This window comes from Enterobacter cloacae complex sp. 382A5, from assembly GCF_050031095.1.
GTDB lineage: Bacteria > Pseudomonadota > Gammaproteobacteria > Enterobacterales > Enterobacteriaceae > Enterobacter > Enterobacter cloacae.
The window spans coordinates 18,055-33,122 of record NZ_JBLGVK010000003.1 but is presented as its reverse complement, the minus strand read 5'-3'; the positions used below and the strand labels follow the sequence as shown (position 1 = coordinate 33,122).

General features: G+C 42.7%; 21 protein-coding genes and 1 pseudogene. 19 read left to right on the top strand and 3 right to left on the bottom strand.

The window, feature by feature from the left end; genetic code table 11:
- The first annotated feature begins 100 nt into the window (after positions 1-100).
- From ACQG2G_RS23285 to ACQG2G_RS23270, 4 genes are all read left to right on the top strand, one after another.
- Positions 101-763, top strand: a complete 663-nt coding sequence (locus tag ACQG2G_RS23285) for a division plane positioning ATPase MipZ (protein ID WP_000516402.1) — start codon at positions 101-103, stop codon at positions 761-763.
- A gap of 99 nt (positions 764-862) precedes the next feature.
- Positions 863-1,147 carry a hypothetical protein gene (locus ACQG2G_RS23280; protein WP_001185481.1) on the top strand — a complete coding sequence of 95 codons (285 nt, stop codon included), beginning with the start codon at positions 863-865 and terminating at the stop codon, positions 1,145-1,147.
- A 205-nt stretch (positions 1,148-1,352) separates the two neighbouring features.
- Positions 1,353-1,664: a hypothetical protein gene (locus ACQG2G_RS23275; RefSeq protein WP_000469598.1), complete on the top strand. Its 312-nt coding sequence runs from the start codon at positions 1,353-1,355 to the stop codon at positions 1,662-1,664.
- A gap of 35 nt (positions 1,665-1,699) precedes the next feature.
- Positions 1,700-1,984, top strand: coding sequence for a hypothetical protein (locus ACQG2G_RS23270; protein ID WP_001043731.1), 285 nt, complete (start codon positions 1,700-1,702; stop codon positions 1,982-1,984).
- A 20-nt stretch (positions 1,985-2,004) separates the two neighbouring features.
- Here the strand turns inward: ACQG2G_RS23270 and ddp1 (ACQG2G_RS23265) are convergent, their stop codons facing one another.
- The 3 genes from ddp1 (ACQG2G_RS23265) to ACQG2G_RS23255 all read right to left on the bottom strand — a co-directional run bounded on the left by ddp1 (ACQG2G_RS23265) (position 2,005) and on the right by ACQG2G_RS23255 (position 4,011).
- On the bottom strand, positions 2,005-2,358 hold the full coding sequence (gene ddp1, locus ACQG2G_RS23265; protein WP_000877224.1) for a DNA distortion polypeptide 3: 354 nt from the start codon (positions 2,356-2,358) through the stop codon (positions 2,005-2,007).
- A 187-nt stretch (positions 2,359-2,545) separates the two neighbouring features.
- The gene (locus ACQG2G_RS23260; RefSeq protein ID WP_001074369.1) at positions 2,546-2,989 is read right to left on the bottom strand and encodes a hypothetical protein; all 444 of its coding nucleotides are present in this window, start codon (positions 2,987-2,989) and stop codon (positions 2,546-2,548) included.
- An 8-nt stretch (positions 2,990-2,997) separates the two neighbouring features.
- Positions 2,998-4,011 carry a replication initiation protein gene (locus ACQG2G_RS23255; RefSeq protein ID WP_001348704.1) on the bottom strand — a complete coding sequence of 338 codons (1,014 nt, stop codon included), beginning with the start codon at positions 4,009-4,011 and terminating at the stop codon, positions 2,998-3,000.
- A gap of 610 nt (positions 4,012-4,621) precedes the next feature.
- Between ACQG2G_RS23255 and ACQG2G_RS23250 the strand changes: the two are divergent.
- The 15 genes and pseudogenes from ACQG2G_RS23250 to ACQG2G_RS23180 form a co-directional block, all read left to right on the top strand.
- Positions 4,622-4,774 (top strand): annotated as a pseudogene (locus ACQG2G_RS23250) (DNA-binding protein); the annotation flags it as partial.
- A 589-nt stretch (positions 4,775-5,363) separates the two neighbouring features.
- Complete coding sequence (locus ACQG2G_RS23245; protein ID WP_001025390.1) at positions 5,364-5,879, top strand: DnaJ domain-containing protein; 516 nt, start codon at positions 5,364-5,366, stop codon at positions 5,877-5,879.
- Positions 5,880-5,937: 58 nt separating this feature from the next.
- Positions 5,938-6,174, top strand: coding sequence for a hypothetical protein (locus ACQG2G_RS23240; RefSeq protein ID WP_000792381.1), 237 nt, complete (start codon positions 5,938-5,940; stop codon positions 6,172-6,174).
- Between the two features lie 59 nt (positions 6,175-6,233).
- Positions 6,234-6,785, top strand: a complete 552-nt coding sequence (locus ACQG2G_RS23235; RefSeq protein ID WP_000662998.1) for a hypothetical protein — start codon at positions 6,234-6,236, stop codon at positions 6,783-6,785.
- An 8-nt stretch (positions 6,786-6,793) separates the two neighbouring features.
- Positions 6,794-7,063 carry a hypothetical protein gene (locus tag ACQG2G_RS23230; protein ID WP_001006717.1) on the top strand — a complete coding sequence of 90 codons (270 nt, stop codon included), beginning with the start codon at positions 6,794-6,796 and terminating at the stop codon, positions 7,061-7,063.
- Positions 7,053-7,295 carry a hypothetical protein gene (locus ACQG2G_RS23225; RefSeq protein ID WP_000008707.1) on the top strand — a complete coding sequence of 81 codons (243 nt, stop codon included), beginning with the start codon at positions 7,053-7,055 and terminating at the stop codon, positions 7,293-7,295. The genes ACQG2G_RS23230 and ACQG2G_RS23225 overlap by 11 nt, the downstream gene beginning before the upstream one ends.
- Before the next feature lie 93 nt (positions 7,296-7,388).
- The gene (locus ACQG2G_RS23220) at positions 7,389-7,727 is read left to right on the top strand and encodes a hypothetical protein (protein ID WP_001099725.1); all 339 of its coding nucleotides are present in this window, start codon (positions 7,389-7,391) and stop codon (positions 7,725-7,727) included.
- Positions 7,728-7,801: 74 nt separating this feature from the next.
- Positions 7,802-7,966, top strand: a complete 165-nt coding sequence (locus ACQG2G_RS23215; RefSeq protein WP_000004083.1) for a hypothetical protein — start codon at positions 7,802-7,804, stop codon at positions 7,964-7,966.
- Entirely contained in the window at positions 7,963-8,220 is a 258-nt protein-coding gene (locus ACQG2G_RS23210; protein ID WP_004199355.1) for a hypothetical protein, read from the top strand. Before ACQG2G_RS23215 ends, ACQG2G_RS23210 begins: the two co-directional genes overlap by 4 nt.
- A 340-nt stretch (positions 8,221-8,560) precedes the next feature.
- Positions 8,561-9,106 carry a DNA distortion polypeptide 1 gene (gene ddp1, locus ACQG2G_RS23205; protein ID WP_001348698.1) on the top strand — a complete coding sequence of 182 codons (546 nt, stop codon included), beginning with the start codon at positions 8,561-8,563 and terminating at the stop codon, positions 9,104-9,106.
- 2 nt (positions 9,107-9,108) lie between these two features.
- Positions 9,109-10,269 carry a MobP1 family relaxase gene (gene mobP1 / locus ACQG2G_RS23200; RefSeq protein ID WP_004199101.1) on the top strand — a complete coding sequence of 387 codons (1,161 nt, stop codon included), beginning with the start codon at positions 9,109-9,111 and terminating at the stop codon, positions 10,267-10,269.
- Positions 10,270-10,621: 352 nt separating this feature from the next.
- Complete coding sequence (locus tag ACQG2G_RS23195; protein WP_000455437.1) at positions 10,622-11,131, top strand: transcription termination/antitermination NusG family protein; 510 nt, start codon at positions 10,622-10,624, stop codon at positions 11,129-11,131.
- 232 nt (positions 11,132-11,363) lie between these two features.
- Positions 11,364-12,008 carry a lytic transglycosylase domain-containing protein gene (locus ACQG2G_RS23190; RefSeq protein ID WP_000953538.1) on the top strand — a complete coding sequence of 215 codons (645 nt, stop codon included), beginning with the start codon at positions 11,364-11,366 and terminating at the stop codon, positions 12,006-12,008.
- Positions 11,992-12,282, top strand: coding sequence for a TrbC/VirB2 family protein (locus ACQG2G_RS23185; protein WP_000916156.1), 291 nt, complete (start codon positions 11,992-11,994; stop codon positions 12,280-12,282). The genes ACQG2G_RS23190 and ACQG2G_RS23185 overlap by 17 nt, the downstream gene beginning before the upstream one ends.
- 24 nt (positions 12,283-12,306) lie before the next feature.
- Entirely contained in the window at positions 12,307-15,060 is a 2,754-nt protein-coding gene (locus ACQG2G_RS23180; protein ID WP_015060057.1) for a VirB3 family type IV secretion system protein, read from the top strand.
- Positions 15,061-15,068: the final 8 nt, after the last annotated feature.

Genomic DNA, 15,068 nt, shown 5'->3' with positions numbered 1-15,068 from the left:
AAGACACTGTAAAGACAAAAGTATCTTTACGAAAAACACACCATGTAAAGACATTCATATCTTTACATGAGCTTTACAACATAAAGAGAGGGATTCTGAAATGGGTAAAATCTTGCTTGTCGTATCAGATAAAGGTGGGGTAGGCAAAAGCACCTACGTGGCTAACACAGGCTCAATGCTGGTCAACAAAGGTAAGTCGGTAATTATCCTGAAGACAGATAAAAACCACGATCTGTTGAGCTGGAACGAAAAGCGGACAGATAACGGCTTACTCACTATCCCGGTTCACGCAGCTTACGGAAACGTCAGCAACGAAATTAAGCGCCTTAGTAAGCTGTGTGAAGTTCTCATTGTCGATTGCCCCGGCCACGACAGCCAGGAGTTCCGTAGCGCCCTGACAGTATCAGATATCGTGGTGACACTGGTTAAGCCGTCCTCTGATTTCGAAAGCGAAACACTGACCAGTGTTACAGAGAAAATCCGCACCGCTCAGAAAGCTAACGCAGCTCTGGAACCGTGGGTGCTGTTCACCAGAATCAACTCAGCGAAACCCCGCCACAGAAAAGCGGCCATTGATCTGGATAAATTACTGCGTTCGGACAACATCTGGATTCAACCTCTGAAAACCCGGATATCCGAGCTGGATGTGTATGAAAGCGCCTGTAATGAAGGGGCAGGGGTACATGACGTTAGCCGGGCATCGAGCCTTTCAACAGCGAAAGCACAGATTGAACTTGTGGCACAGGAAATTGGCATTTTATAGAAATATCAACAATATTCATCGAAATCTTTACATTGTAAATACACCATAAAGATACTATGATATTTACAATTAATGCATACCGTACAAGGGGAAATTTTCATGGCTTTAAAACTAAACCGCCCGAACATCGATGAATCTCAGCAACCAGCAACAAACGCAGAAACCGCGCGTTTTATCTCCGGCGCTACCAGAGCGCCTGTAGCGGGTAAACCAAAGTTGATGAACTTCAGACTGCCAGCGTACTTTGAGGAGATCCTGGAAGCGGAGGCGCAGAGAACAGGCCAGAGCAAGACAACCGTTCTAAAGGCAGCGCTGGCCGCATTCGATAACCTGGACGAGAACCTGAAAAACCACTGGCTGCTTGAATCTGCAAAATTAGGGTAGCGTTATGGCTAAGAAAAAGAGATATGTTGTGATGGTTAGAGATAAACCAAATACAGCGGCAATCAGCGATTATTAGCCTGGTTAGTATGGTTCGCTAACAGGCATAATAAGGCCGTTGCCTATGACTGCGGAGAATGGATTGTCGAACCATCACATTGGTTAAGAATTGGAAATCCAAAATAGAAAGAAACCTAAGGAAAGAAAAATGTTCATATTCAGATATATTAAAACTCTTATTAATATCTACTTGTTATACATCCAACCGATATTGGGGATGTTCCTTATAGGTATAGGCTTATGGGGGTTCTATGCACCTGATGAGGGAACTTGTACTAATCTCAATATTGAGTTATGCGCTGTATCAGCTATTGATGTTCTGAAGCCTGCTATTTTTGTATTTTTAGGCATTATTACCGTTGCCGGATGGTACTTTACCGAACTTCAGCCGAAGCTAAGGGGGGAGGGCAAGTATATGAAGGTAAAAACAGGTGTAAAACCGGAAGATTTCGTTAAGTAAAAACCGAGCCTAAAGACGTTAACCGTGGGGGATTTATGAATAAATCATGGCTTGAACAACAGGTGCAAAATGAAAAATTAAAAAAAGTACAGGAAGAGAAAAAAGATGGCACTATCCAAAAAGGATTGTACAGGGTTCGTATAAAAGACAAATACAGGTGGGATTTGTGGGAAAATGATTTCAGAGTTGTTATTGCTTATTCGAAAGATGATGCAGAGCTAAAATTTACAGAAATGACAGGTTTTAATGAGCATTACTATATAGAAAGCATTGAAAAAATAGTGCTTTCAGATATAGAAAAAATCTTACTGGAAAACTGAAAAGATAGTTATCCAGAGGTTTAGTTAAATAATGGCGTCAGTTTTTCAACCAGTAGCAGATCGCTTAAACCGTCTAAAGAAACAACTTCTATACCAGAATCAACAAGTGAATCAACTCCACATACTTCACCGAAGCCGATAACCATAATCGGCTTTCGGTCTATCAAATCAAAAATCACCAAAGGCAATATTACACTGTTAATCGCTTCAAACTCCTGAAAAAACATTTCAGAGCCGTATTCGCTGGCAGGAAAAAGAATCTCACTTAATCTCAAACCATAAAAAATATGGTAGTGTTCTTTAAGGTTATCCTTTAAAATATTAACAGCCTTAGAATATTTTTCGTTAATAAACTCTTTAACCTGATATTTCATAACTCTCTCCAACAAGAACCGACTGTAGGTCACCGGGCAAACGTTGCGGAATGGCGTCAGAGACGTCATTTTGCGGCGTTTGCCCTATCCTGCATCGCAGTGAAAAGAACTCGCCTCGTGCGCTATGATTAACCGATGATAAAAGGCTGAAAGAAGCACTGCAAGCCGACTGGATAACATTGTTGCTTCACGGCTGATCATCATTGGTTGCCTCAGTGCTAGTGTGCTTTGCATCAGGAACCAGAAGACGATACCACGGCATTTTTTTGTTAAGCAGCTCCATCAGGGGAGTGGCAAACAAACTCAATCCCCACAGCGTTACGATTACTGGAATCGTGAAATTTTGCGGCGTCCAGAACTGGCGCTCAAGGTGGAACCATGTAACAACACAGAGCATTCCACCAATCCAGAAAATAGCTTTACTGAAAGCCCCCAGGACTGCCAGAGAAATAACAGAGACTAAATGCAGTGCGCCAGCCGTAGCAAGACGTAGATAAAACCAGAACCATTTAGCGTGCCGGATAACCGGGTTACCGTTCGTTTCTCGCAATCGTTTTTTACGTTCCCGGATGATTTCTTTTTTCAGCTTACTTCGTTCGGCTCCCTGCGGAAACTCATATATTTTAGCCATGTTTTGCCTCACTTATTCTTTTTTGGTGGAACGACTTTGTCAAACTCCTCTAAAAATGCCATATCATCTTCCGAAAAGGATGAGGATTTTTCATTTATACTAAACTCAAATCTAAGCATGTGAGCCATTCTCCCTTTTTTCCCAACAACAGAGAAAGATAACTGATTTATTTCCGTTTTCTCAATTATCTCATTAATGCTTTTATTGATAACATCACGAACAAAAAATGAGTATTTAGGATACTTATATTTCTTCTCCCCTTCCTCAATAGTATAAAGTCCCATTTCCTCTTTTAAATCATCCACGGATATATCAAAAGATTTTTTTGAACTATTCTGACTGTAATATTTCCTAATGACTTGATAAAGGTTTGTTGAGTTTACACTGTTCAACAACACAACTGATTTCAATACCTGAGTGGTATATCTATTTTCAGAACCAATCAACTTAGAAAAATATCGCTTAGCTGTATTTGTGAATTTTATCCGTACAGTTGCAAGATGATCGTAATAGGCACAGAATTCTGTTAAGTTTAAATCCAAGCGATCAGGTATTTTATTCTTAGATGATAGTATCCCAAGTTCATCAGCCAAATTTTTTAAATCATCTCTGTTTAAAACTAACGTAGTTGAAGAAAGAACTTTAGCTCCCTCTTTCAGAGCTGCATAAGAGGCATATTTATCTAAAGAAGTAGCTTTTGAAAAAAAGTCAGCATCAACCTCCAAAATATCATCATCTAACATTTCCTTTGTATCAATCTGGCAAAGAGCCAGAAAAAGCACTCTTTTTGCTGAAAGGGAAAGGGATGCAAGAGTTACCCCAACTTCATTTCTATGTCTAACTTTCGTTAATCCCGTTACTGTCTTCACGATAAGCCTCATATAACCTTTCCTATGTAGGCAAATCATAACCCCACAAAGGTTGTAATTCAAGACAACAATACAACCTTTAATTAAAAAACCTCTCACCTTTAGATATGAAGATCTGAGGATCTTCATATCTAAAGATAGCAACAACCGCATGTTTCACTTGATGTTCAGTCAAACTGTGGAAACCGTTAAAAATCTTCTCACCTTACGTGAAAAATCCTCTCATCTTTAGTGAAAAATCTAACTACCTTAACTTAAAAATCTTCTCACCTTACGTGAAAAATCCTCTCACCTTACGTGAAAAATCCTCTCACCTTTAGCAATTTTTTTCCATAATTTTCAGGTAATTGAAGCGAGCTAAGTTTTTAAGTTTTTAAGATCAAGAAGAAAATATAAGGCTTTTAATGCACAGCGTCTGTGGATAACTCAGCATAAATCCAGAGGATAGATCCGTCTGGCCTCCCTGAGCACTGCACCACCAAAAATTGAGCAAATATTAACCTTAGCGCGTAAGTGCTCTATTGAAACCCCGTGGAAATTCCGCTTCCTCGCTCACTCGCGGGCTTCGCCCTGTCGTTCGGCTGCGGCGAGCGGTGTAATCTCTCTAAAAGATCCAGACGGGATCCTTTTCCGATCCAATTCTTAAATGCTCTCAAAAGCCCTCAGAGGCGTTTTAACCGCTTTAACCCGGTCATGGTTCAACGGAGCGGGTAAAATGCGCTTAGAACGTCATACAGCTCGTTTTTAACCTGATCCCTAATCAGGGGGTATAACAGAGGCGGCCAAAAAATCCGGCCTTGCTCGTCAGAGTATCTACCGCGCATTATCCCCGAACGGAAACCCGACCATCACAACACTTGCACAGCTTGCAGCAGTAGCCGGGTTACAGTTCACTCTCAGTAAGCCCAACCACTAACCTTTCAGACAAGCCCCTCATACCGGGGGGATTATTTCTTATGCCAGCAAAATTTCACGACCGGCGAGGATGGCCAAGTGTTTTTTGCTGGCAATTTTCGTGCAGCAGCTGGCGCCCGGATTCATTTTTTGCTGTCAGGCATCAATCGGTTTCAGCAACCCGCCCCGTAATTCGCTGCTAACGCATCTCATAACGCGCAGATACAGCGCCCCGCGCCAGTGTTTCACACTGACCCGGCGTACCGTTCGCAAGCTCACGCGCTAACTGCGACAGGCTAAACATCGTCTGATAGTCAGAAATTGGCCTGGCAGGGGTGAGGGGGGTTATCGCTCTCATTCGGGCTTGTTGGTTCGCCAGTCCTGGCGAACGTCTCCGGCGCGATGTTACGACAGCGCATTATGTAACTACAGTTCGCGCCTCTTTCGGAAATCCCTTCATGCGCGGTAAAGCAATATACATCTTTATGTAATCTTTACAATGTAAAGCATTAAAAATGATTCCATAACCATCATTTGATGGTATAATGAATTTGTTGGTTGGGAATGGTTCCCTGCCAGATTCCAGAAGCCCACACGGGCGGGAGCGAAAAATGAATATTCAGGAAGCATTAAACGTTTTTGGTTTATCCGGTGATCTGACTGAAAAGGACATCAAGGCGGCATACAAAAAAGCGGCTTTAAAATATCATCCAGACCGCAATCCATTGGGTGCCGAGCTGATGAAAGCAGTAAATGCTGCGTTTGATTTTCTCATGGCTAACATTGATAAAATCAATCAGTTTCAAAGCACTGATGAAAACGCACGTTACAACTACGGTGAAGATCTGGAAAAAGTTCTGAATACGCTTTCCGGCCTTACAGGGATTGTCTATGAAGTTATTGGTAATTGGGTCTGGATTAGCGGAGAAACTAAAGAACACAAAGACATTTTAAAGGAAATGGGCTGTAAGTGGGCATCTAAGAAAAAACAATGGTTTTACCGTCCTGAAGAACACAAAAGCCGCTGGAACCGTAAAGAACACAGCATTGAAGAAATTCGTGAAATGTATGGTACAGCGGGTAAACGTAAGGCGTCAGGCTGGACACGTGTAGAAGCAAGCGCATAACCGGAATGGGGGCGAAAGCCCCCTAGAACATGGCAAAGATTGATTCGGAGACACGTTGATGAAAAACAAGACCATAACGGAAGCGGAGCTGATAAACATTTTTGAAAGTTACGGAGCCTACATTTGCCCGGATGAGATCGAAGTTACAGCCAAAGAATGCAATGAAAATGGTTCAGTCTTGCACCGTGGCTTAAACGCAGAAGGATGGGCGCATCTTTTTGCGAAGGAAGAAGCATATCAGCAGGAATGCGAAGCCCAGGAAGCTGCAAGTGATGATGGACACTTTGATGAATAGTCTTAAAACTGCCGTAATTCGATTTACGGCTTTTTTATTGAGTTCAAAAGGCTGAATCGATGAAAGAACAGAAAAATTTCTTTGAACGGTATAAACCGGTGTTTGAAATCGTTTGTCGAATCCTGGGGAACGGCTGGCGTGTAAATCTGCTCGATGATTGCCAGTACAGGATTAAGCTAACCTCACCTGATTTTAAAAATTACTCTATACATATTCGAATGGAGAAAGGAAGGTTAGTTATCATTGGAAGCGTAGATAGTCGCAGCTGGAGAAGTCCTTACCATACTTGCACAGTATCGCCAGAGCGTAACCCTGTAGAAATCGCCGCCGATATTGAAAAGAAAATCCTGTCGGATGCTTTAGATAATGTAGATATGGCGCGAGAGTATGAACAACAGTTACAGCAAAAACGCGAGAAAAAACTGATCCTGAAAGGAATGCTATCTCGTTTAGTGCATCTTGAAAGCTGGCATGGGACATTGACCGGGTTTAAAGTTGAGAATGGGTTAGATGGTAACGTATCAGAACGGGGCGACGGATATGAAATGGTAATTCGTGGCCTGAGTGTAGATCAGCTCATAAAGGTAGCGGGGTTTATTAAACAGCTATGAGGCAAAAAATGAATGAAGTCCTGAGCGACAGGAAAAACAAAGGTAATGTAACATACAGGATTGTTGTGTCTGAAGATGCAACACGTTTGTTTATTGAACTTGAAAAACTGATGAAGGTACGCTCTAAAGAAGCGGATAAAAAAACAACTAAAAAGATTGTTTTCCAAAAATCATTTTATTACGAAGAATTCTCGAACGTTAAAGATGAAATTGATGATCCAATTTTATTGAAATTCTATACAGATACTATTGTGAAGGTACAAAATCATGAGTTTTAAGCCAACACCTGAAGAGGTGAAACAAGCACGTATTAAAGCTGGCTTTACGCAGCAGGAAGCCGCTGAACGGTTTGGTTTTACGTTATCAGCCTGGCAAGCCAAAGAAACATCCGGTAAAACGTCTCGTGGTTTAGCCGCTGGTACGTATGAATTACTTTTGCTCCTGGCTGATGAACATCCAGATTACCAGCTCGTTAAGAGAGAAAAAAATCAGGATAAAGTGACTAAATAAATTGCATTACCATCATATGATGGTATAATTTATTTGTAGGTCGGGAATAGTTCCTTACCATGATCCAGTAGCCCAAACGGGCGGGAGACTAAAATGAACACGTATGTTATCACTTTCCAGGCTTTAAACACTAAGAAAGAAAAAATCACCTGCTCTGCTTTTGTCCATTCAGAAACTCTCTTCCTTGCCGTTCATTCTTTCGAAGATAAAAATCGCGGTCGTGGTTATGTTATCACGTCTGTTAGTGAATTGTTGTCCGAGGAACTGACGGCGAAAAATTCCCTCAAGAAAAATATTAACTTTTGGTTTAATGAGTGTGGTTTAAGTAAATCTGAGGTTATAAACGAAGTAATTAACTGGAAGAATTTCGCATATACCCTTAAAGAACTGGAGGAAGCCAAAAATGAAGCGATAAGAGAACTGCGGAGTTAATCAATTAGGGGTGGTATCAGGTTGTGGAGGCAACCTGATACCGTGACACTCAATTCCCTCGCGAGGAATATAAAATGTCGGAACGCATGTTATCAGCAATACAGACTGTTGAAAAGGGTGGGCGTCCGGTTTTTCCCTTGATGCCATTCTCTGCTTTTCCTGAGTACATGGCATTACTCAGAAAAGCCCTGGAAAAGAAAGAAACAAAAGCACTGATAGAAAAACAGGAGGTGCTATGAAAAAACAGGAGTTTTTAGATTTTATCAGTGCAGAACAGAGGCGGGGAGCTGTCCGGTTTTCGCTGGGATTTAACAGCAAAGGGGAAATTGTATTGCACTGGACTAACGAGGCCGGGTTAAGAGTCTGGAGTATACTAAGCGGTAACAGGGGAAAAAGTCCCAGCCGGGCAAACCGGGAAAGAATGAGTAACCTCCGCCGCTGGCTCCATGATGCCCGGCAGGGCATGGAAGGCGACACACCAGAGGCAGAATAAAATTCCCGTTCCTGAATCGCCGAAGCCCTCCCGTTTACGGGAGGTGCTTTTTTTGTATATTCCGTAAAACAGCGCTCGCGCCCCCTGCCAGGCCATTCGCGTAGCGAATTTATTTCCGCCCAAGTTAGCCGCGAATCCGTTGTCTCCGGTCGCAGACGCACCAGATCACAGCCACGATAGCCTTTCATTTTTTGCATTTCGATGGACGCTGAAGCACAATTTATGTGTGGAGGTAGTTCACTGCGATGCAGGATAGGGCAAACGCCGCAAAATGACGTCTCTGACGCCATTCCGCAACGTTTGCCCGGTGACCTACAGTCGGTTCTTGTTGGAGAGTTTTATGAAAAAAGTTCAATTCAGGATTGAAGAAAGCCAACATGATGATCTACTTGATTGTCTTAAAACACTTTATCCAGATGAACCGGGTTTAACCGTGGCAAAAGGAATGAAGCTGCTTGCCAATGCTTTACTGAAAAGCAAGGTTAAAAATGAAGATGTTAATGTGTCAAAAGACAATGATGATTTTATCAAAACCACAATGTATTTGACAGGGAAACAAAGAACTTTAATAGAGAAAGCGGCTCATCGTCATGGCTGGAATTTATCCAGAGAATGTCGTTATCGAATCCAGACGACACTTGAAAATGAACTTGATTTTTTCGATCAGGAACTTCTGGTGATGAATCGTTGCCGTAATGCAATAGATAAAATAGGGCGAAACTTTCATTATATTATCGTTAATGATAATGCCAGAGTACTTGATAAAGATGGGTTCTATCAGGACGCTGAGCGGTTGAGTTCAGAGATAATGAGTCTCAAAAGTGAGTTTGAAAACTACATTATGTTATGCAAAGGGCGAACTGTTTCTAACAAGGTTGAGGTGTAATCATGGGCGTTTATGTTGACAAGGAATTCAGGGTTAAGCGTAAGTCCTCTGAAGCTGGCCGCAAGTCTGCTTTCGCCCATAAAGTTAAAAATGGTGGTAAAAACTATCAACGCAACGTTCAGGAACGTATCAACCGCAAGGGTGCCAGTAAGGAGGTTGTTGTCAAAATCTCAGGAGGTGCGATTACCCGGCAGGGAGTTCGAAACAGTATTGACTATATGAGCCGGGAGTCAGAGCTGCCAGTGATGAGTGAAAGCGGTCAGGTATGGAAAGGTGATGAGATTCAGGAGGCTAAAGAGCACATGATAGATCGTGCTAATGACCCTCAAAATGTTTTCGATGATAAAGGTAAGGAAAATAAAAAAGTAACCCAAAATATTGTGTTTTCACCGCCTGTATCAGCAAAGGTAAAACCTGAAGATCTGCTTGAGTCTGTCAGGAAAACGATGAACAAGAAGTACCCAAATCATCGTTTTGTGCTTGGCTATCATAACGACAAAAAAGAACATCCACACGTGCATGTCGTTTTTCGTATTCGTGATAATGACGGTAAACGAGCTGATATCAGGAAAAAAGATTTACGGGAAATTCGTACAGGTTTTTGTGAAGAGCTGAAGATGAAGGGCTATGACGTTAAAGCCACTCATAAGCAGCAGCATGGACTTAACCAGTCTATTAAAGATGCGCACAAAACAGCGCCAAAACGACAGAAGGGCGTTTATGAGGTTGTTGATGTTGGCTACGACCATTATCAGAACGATAAAACCAAACCAAAGCAGCATTTCATAAAGCTTAAGACACTGAACAAGGGCGTGGAGAAAACATATTGGGGGGCTGATTTTGGTGAGTTAACCACTCGCGAGAACGTTAAGAAAGGTGATCTTGTTAAGCTGAAGAAGTTAGGACAAAAGGAGGTGAAAATCCCTGCACTTGATAAGAACGGTGTACAGCATGGCTGGAAGACTGCACACAGGAATGAGTGGCAGCTAGAGAACCTGGGGGTTAAGGGCATAGACAGAATCTCTTCATCCAGTAAAGAGCTGGTGCTGAACAGCGCGGAGATGATTAAGAAACAGCAACTCCAGATGAGAAATTTCTCGCAAATAAAACAGTCGATGATTCAAAGCGAACAGAAAGTGAAAATCGGAATTCGTTTAGGATAATTCATACTCTCCGGTAACTTATTGATTAAGATCGATTTATTTATCTTGTTAGCAGAGTTTTTGTAAAAAGTAACTAGCGGTAAAAAATTTAGTTAACTTGACTATAAAATAAGCGCATGGTGATCAATCGATCTGCTTTTTTGTTATCAAATAGCATATGTATCTAGATATAAATAAAATACAAGCACAAACAAAATGAAATGTGTCGTAAATGCGATCTAAAGATCTGCTTGTGTGGTTGAACGCAGCACATGTAGCTGATAAAGTTTTTATGAGATGTAAATTTGTCCTTTTGTTTTTTTTCTCTGATTCGGGGTCATCCGAGTCGAGAGAGCGCCTGAAAGGAAAAACTATGGAATGGTATGTTTTGCAATTCACCACTACGAGATTTGCAGCAGTTTTTGCTCATCTCGAACGCCTGAACTTCTCTTACTTCTGTCCTATGGAGACTGAAAGGTATCGTCGCCCGGATAAGATAATTTCATATCGAGAAAGACGTTTGCCGCTTTTTCCCGGTTATCTTTTTATCCAGGCAGATTTTGAAGAGGTTCATTCCACTACAATAACTGCTATCCCTTACGTACAACGCTTTATCTCATTTGGCGGTGAGCCTTTACCTGTACCAGAAGATGTGATGGCGGAGCTTTTGTACAGACAATCACATACAACAGCTCAGGCAAATCTTTTAAGGAAATCAATTCCACACGATTTTGCTGAAATTCTACTCATGGATAATCCGCAGCAAAGAAGTATGGCTTTCATCCACTACATCACAGAGAGAAGCTTAACCCACAAAATGAAACGGAAGAAAAATGACTGCTACCCGAAAAAAAACCGCAACGAGACGCAAGCCCCAACGTAATACACTCTACCTGCCCTCAGCTTCTCGTGAGGAACTGGATAAAATTGCTCTGGAGATTGGCTATCGCAGGGGGCGACGTATTTCAAGCTCTGGTGTTGTCCAGTACCTCATAAAAAAATATTCCAGCCAGGCTATTGAGGAGCTGATAAACGAAGACGATGAAGACGATGACGACTTCGATGACTAACCATTCAGTCTAAACTTTCCGCGCTGTTCTGGCCGGGAGAAAATCATGTTATCTACTACTGCTTTTGCGGCGCTTGCTTTGCAATGCGCGGCCAGCGTTCATCCCGATACTGCGCATGAAGTTGCAAGGGTTGAATCTGGTTTTAACCCATATGCTATTGCCGAGATAATACCGAAGGTTGAACGTAAGCCCGGTGACAAAGGCGTAGTGTCCTACTTTCCCAAAACTAAGGAGGCTGCACTCCAGATCGTAAATCAAATTGAATCACGAAATCATCGTTACTCAGTCGGTCTTATGCAAATAACGAGTACGAATTTTGCAAACTTCAATACAACCGCTGAGAAAATGTTTGACCCCTGCGAAAATCTCAAGGTTTCAGAGCAAATTTTGGTGGATTGTTATAAACGTGGTGGCGATATTTTACGTGGCCTGAGTTGCTATTATTCCGGCAATCCAGAAACAGGAACTAAACCTGAATCAGATTTTAATAACACCAGTTATATACAGCGCATAGGGTTTAATCCGCCTGATAACAAAAAAAACTGGGTGGTTCCTTCAGTTAAAGATGCAATCAGAAAGGAGAATGTAACACAGAGTATCAAACCTAAAGAAGTTACCGTATATCCCCAATATGCCATGCGTGGCACTGTTTTAGATGAAAAGGAAACAAACGATGTTAAAACTCAATAAACGTTATTTAACTCTTTCTGTATTTATGGCTGCATTGATGCTTTGTGTAGCAGAACCCGCCTTTGCTGATGATGTATCCACTAAAACAACTGGCTTCTTGCAGAAGATTATCGATTTTCTGACGGATATCCGTAAGCCAGCAATCACCATCATTGCGCTGGTAATTGGTTATATCGCTATCTTCTCACGCCAGCATGCAGCGTGGATTACGCCTTTAATTATCGGGATTATCATCTTTATTGTTGCGCCATATCTGCCTGACTGGTTAGCGTAATATGTAATAAAAGGGGGCGTAAAAATGAGTACCGTTTTTAAAGGGCTGACACGCCCCGCTTTGATTAGGGGGCTGGGCGTTCCGCTCTACCCCTTTCTTGGAATGTGCGTTATCTGCGTTTTGCTTGGTGTCTGGATTCATGAGGCTATGTATGCCCTCATCCTCCCTGGCTGGTATGCCATCAAGCGAGTTACGAAGATAGATGAACGCTTTTTTGACCTGCTTTATCTGCGAATGCAAATCAAAGGTAATCCTCTGGCAAACAAGCGCTTCAATGCCGTCCATTATGCGGGGAGTTCGTACGACGCAGTCGATATATCGAAAGTGGACAATTTTATGAAGCTTAAAGACCAGTCTTCTCTTGAAGAGTTAATCCCGTATTCATCACACATCACTGATAACCTCATTGTTACCAGAAACCATGATCTACTGGCGACCTGGCAGATTGACGGAGCTTATTTTGAATGTGTAGATGAAGCGGATCTAGCCTTGCTTACTGACCAGCTCAATACGCTGATACGTAGTTTTGATGGGAAACCCGTTACCTTTTATACGCATCGTATTCGGGTTAGAAAAGAAGTGCGACCTGTATTTGACAGCAAGATCCCATTCGTCAACAGAGTGATGAACGATTATTACGAATCGCTTTCGGCGGCTGAGTATTTTGAAAACAAATTATACTTAACCGTATGCTATAAACCGTTCAGCGCTGAAGATAAAGTGACGCATTTTCTTTCAAGGAAAAAGGGTAATAAAAATATCTTCGAAGAACCCATTAATGATATGAATGAAATATGTGGCAGATTGAGCACCTATCTCTCCCGGTTTCATTCCCGTCGTCTTGGGTTATATGAAGAAAATAATATAGTTTATTCAGAACAGCTTACGCTGTTCCAGAAACTGCTATCCGGGCGCTGGCAGAAAGTCAGAGTCACCAATAGTCCGTTTTATACATACCTGGGTGGTAAAGACCTGTTCTTTGGTAACGATGCTGGACAAATCACTGCCTCTGACCATGCCCGGTACTTTCGTTGCATCGAGATCAAGGACTACTTTCAGGAAACGGATGCCGGAATTTTTGATGCACTGATGTATCTCCCGGTTGAGTATGTACAGACTTCCTCTTTAACTCCGATAGACAAGCAGTCTGCAATCAAGGCGCTGGATGATCAGATCGACAAACTCGAAATGACCGATGATGCCGCTAAATCCTTGCTCGCTGATTTGAAAGTTGGTCTCGATATGGTCTCCAGCGGCTATATTTCTTTCGGGAAAAGTCACCAGACACTGATTGTTTACGCAGATTCGCCGGAGCGTCTGGTGAAGGACACCAATATTGTAACGACGACCCTGGAGGATTTAGGGCTGATCGTAACCTATTCAACCTTGAGTCTTGGCGCAGCGTATTTTGCTCAGTTACCTGGTAACTACACGTTACGGCCACGCCTGAGTTCTATCAGCAGTCTGAACTTTGCCGAAATGGAAAGCTTCCATAATTTCTTTACGGGCAAGGAGAAAGGAAATACCTGGGGTAACAACCTTATCACCCTGGGCGGCTCAGGAAATGATATTTATAACCTGAACTATCACATGACTACCGAGCATCAAAATTACTTCGGTAAAAACCCCACGCTGGGGCATACCGAAATTCTTGGTACGTCAAACGTGGGTAAAACGGTAGTGATGATGACTAAGGCTTTCGCCGCCCAGCAGTTCGGAACGCCGGAGTCTTTTCCACCTGAGAGGAAATTAAAGAAGTTAACTACAGTATTTTTCGACAAAGATCGGGCAGCGGAACCCGGTATACGTTCAATGGGAGGTGCTTACTTTCGGGTGAAAGAAGGAGAGCCGACTGGCTGGAACCCTGCGGCTTTGCCACCAACCAAACGAAATATTTCCTTTATGAAAGACCTGGTGAGGCTACTTTGTACGCTTAACAGTGAGCCGCTTGATGATTACCAGAACCGCCTGATTTCTGATGCCGTTGAGCGCCTGATGCAGAGGTCAAACCGCTCTTATCCGATCAGTAAGTTGCGACCACTCATTCTGGAGCCTGATGATACTGAAACCCGGCGGCATGGGCTTAAAGCACGCCTGAATGCCTGGGTGCAGGGAGGGGAATTTGGCTGGGTGTTTGATAACCCGGACGATACGTTTGATGTGGACAACCTGGACGTTTTCGGTATAGACGGAACGGAGTTTCTGGATAACAAAGTACTTTCCAGCGCCGCTTCATTCTATCTCATCTACCGTGTCACCATGCTGGCTGATGGCCGCCGACTCCTTATCTACATGGATGAGTTCTGGCAATGGATTAACAACGAAGCGTTCAGAGATTTTGTTTATAACAAACTCAAAACCGCGCGTAAGCTGGATATGGTGCTTGTCGTAGCGACACAATCGCCGGATGAACTAATTAAATCACCTATCGCGGCTGCCGTTCGTGAGCAGTGCGCAACACATATTTATCTGGCGAACCCCAAAGCGAAACGTAGTGAGTACGTAGACGAGTTGGAAGTGAGAGAACTTTATTTTGACAAAATTAAAGCCATTGACCCGTTATCTCGTCAGTTCCTGGTCGTCAAAAACCCACAGAGGAAGGGGGAAAGTGATGATTTTGCGGCTTTCGCAAGACTGGATTTGGGAAAAGCGGCGTATTACCTACCGGTTCTCAGCGCATCGAAACCCCAGCTTGAACTGTTCGATGAAATCTGGAAAGAGGGTATGAAGCCGGAAGAGTGGCTTGATACCTATCTGGAACGTGCAAACCTGATTTAAGGAATCCC

Coding starts and splice junctions, on each gene's coding strand:
- ACQG2G_RS23280 (WP_001185481.1), top strand. CDS start 863: ATGGCTTTAAAACTAAACCGCCCGAACATCGATGAATCTCAGCAACCA.
- ACQG2G_RS23210 (WP_004199355.1), top strand. CDS start 7,963: ATGAAAAAACAGGAGTTTTTAGATTTTATCAGTGCAGAACAGAGGCGG.
- ACQG2G_RS23240 (WP_000792381.1), top strand. CDS start 5,938: ATGAAAAACAAGACCATAACGGAAGCGGAGCTGATAAACATTTTTGAA.
- ACQG2G_RS23275 (WP_000469598.1), top strand. CDS start 1,353: ATGTTCATATTCAGATATATTAAAACTCTTATTAATATCTACTTGTTA.
- ACQG2G_RS23195 (WP_000455437.1), top strand. CDS start 10,622: ATGGAATGGTATGTTTTGCAATTCACCACTACGAGATTTGCAGCAGTT.
- ACQG2G_RS23185 (WP_000916156.1), top strand. CDS start 11,992: ATGTTAAAACTCAATAAACGTTATTTAACTCTTTCTGTATTTATGGCT.
- ACQG2G_RS23230 (WP_001006717.1), top strand. CDS start 6,794: ATGAATGAAGTCCTGAGCGACAGGAAAAACAAAGGTAATGTAACATAC.
- ddp1 (WP_000877224.1), bottom strand. CDS start 2,358: ATGAAATATCAGGTTAAAGAGTTTATTAACGAAAAATATTCTAAGGCT.
- mobP1 (WP_004199101.1), top strand. CDS start 9,109: ATGGGCGTTTATGTTGACAAGGAATTCAGGGTTAAGCGTAAGTCCTCT.
- ACQG2G_RS23215 (WP_000004083.1), top strand. CDS start 7,802: ATGTCGGAACGCATGTTATCAGCAATACAGACTGTTGAAAAGGGTGGG.
- ACQG2G_RS23260 (WP_001074369.1), bottom strand. CDS start 2,989: ATGGCTAAAATATATGAGTTTCCGCAGGGAGCCGAACGAAGTAAGCTG.
- ACQG2G_RS23220 (WP_001099725.1), top strand. CDS start 7,389: ATGAACACGTATGTTATCACTTTCCAGGCTTTAAACACTAAGAAAGAA.
- ACQG2G_RS23285 (WP_000516402.1), top strand. CDS start 101: ATGGGTAAAATCTTGCTTGTCGTATCAGATAAAGGTGGGGTAGGCAAA.
- ACQG2G_RS23255 (WP_001348704.1), bottom strand. CDS start 4,011: ATGCGGTTGTTGCTATCTTTAGATATGAAGATCCTCAGATCTTCATAT.
- ddp1 (WP_001348698.1), top strand. CDS start 8,561: ATGAAAAAAGTTCAATTCAGGATTGAAGAAAGCCAACATGATGATCTA.
- ACQG2G_RS23190 (WP_000953538.1), top strand. CDS start 11,364: ATGTTATCTACTACTGCTTTTGCGGCGCTTGCTTTGCAATGCGCGGCC.
- ACQG2G_RS23270 (WP_001043731.1), top strand. CDS start 1,700: ATGAATAAATCATGGCTTGAACAACAGGTGCAAAATGAAAAATTAAAA.
- ACQG2G_RS23180 (WP_015060057.1), top strand. CDS start 12,307: ATGAGTACCGTTTTTAAAGGGCTGACACGCCCCGCTTTGATTAGGGGG.
- ACQG2G_RS23235 (WP_000662998.1), top strand. CDS start 6,234: ATGAAAGAACAGAAAAATTTCTTTGAACGGTATAAACCGGTGTTTGAA.
- ACQG2G_RS23245 (WP_001025390.1), top strand. CDS start 5,364: ATGAATATTCAGGAAGCATTAAACGTTTTTGGTTTATCCGGTGATCTG.
- ACQG2G_RS23225 (WP_000008707.1), top strand. CDS start 7,053: ATGAGTTTTAAGCCAACACCTGAAGAGGTGAAACAAGCACGTATTAAA.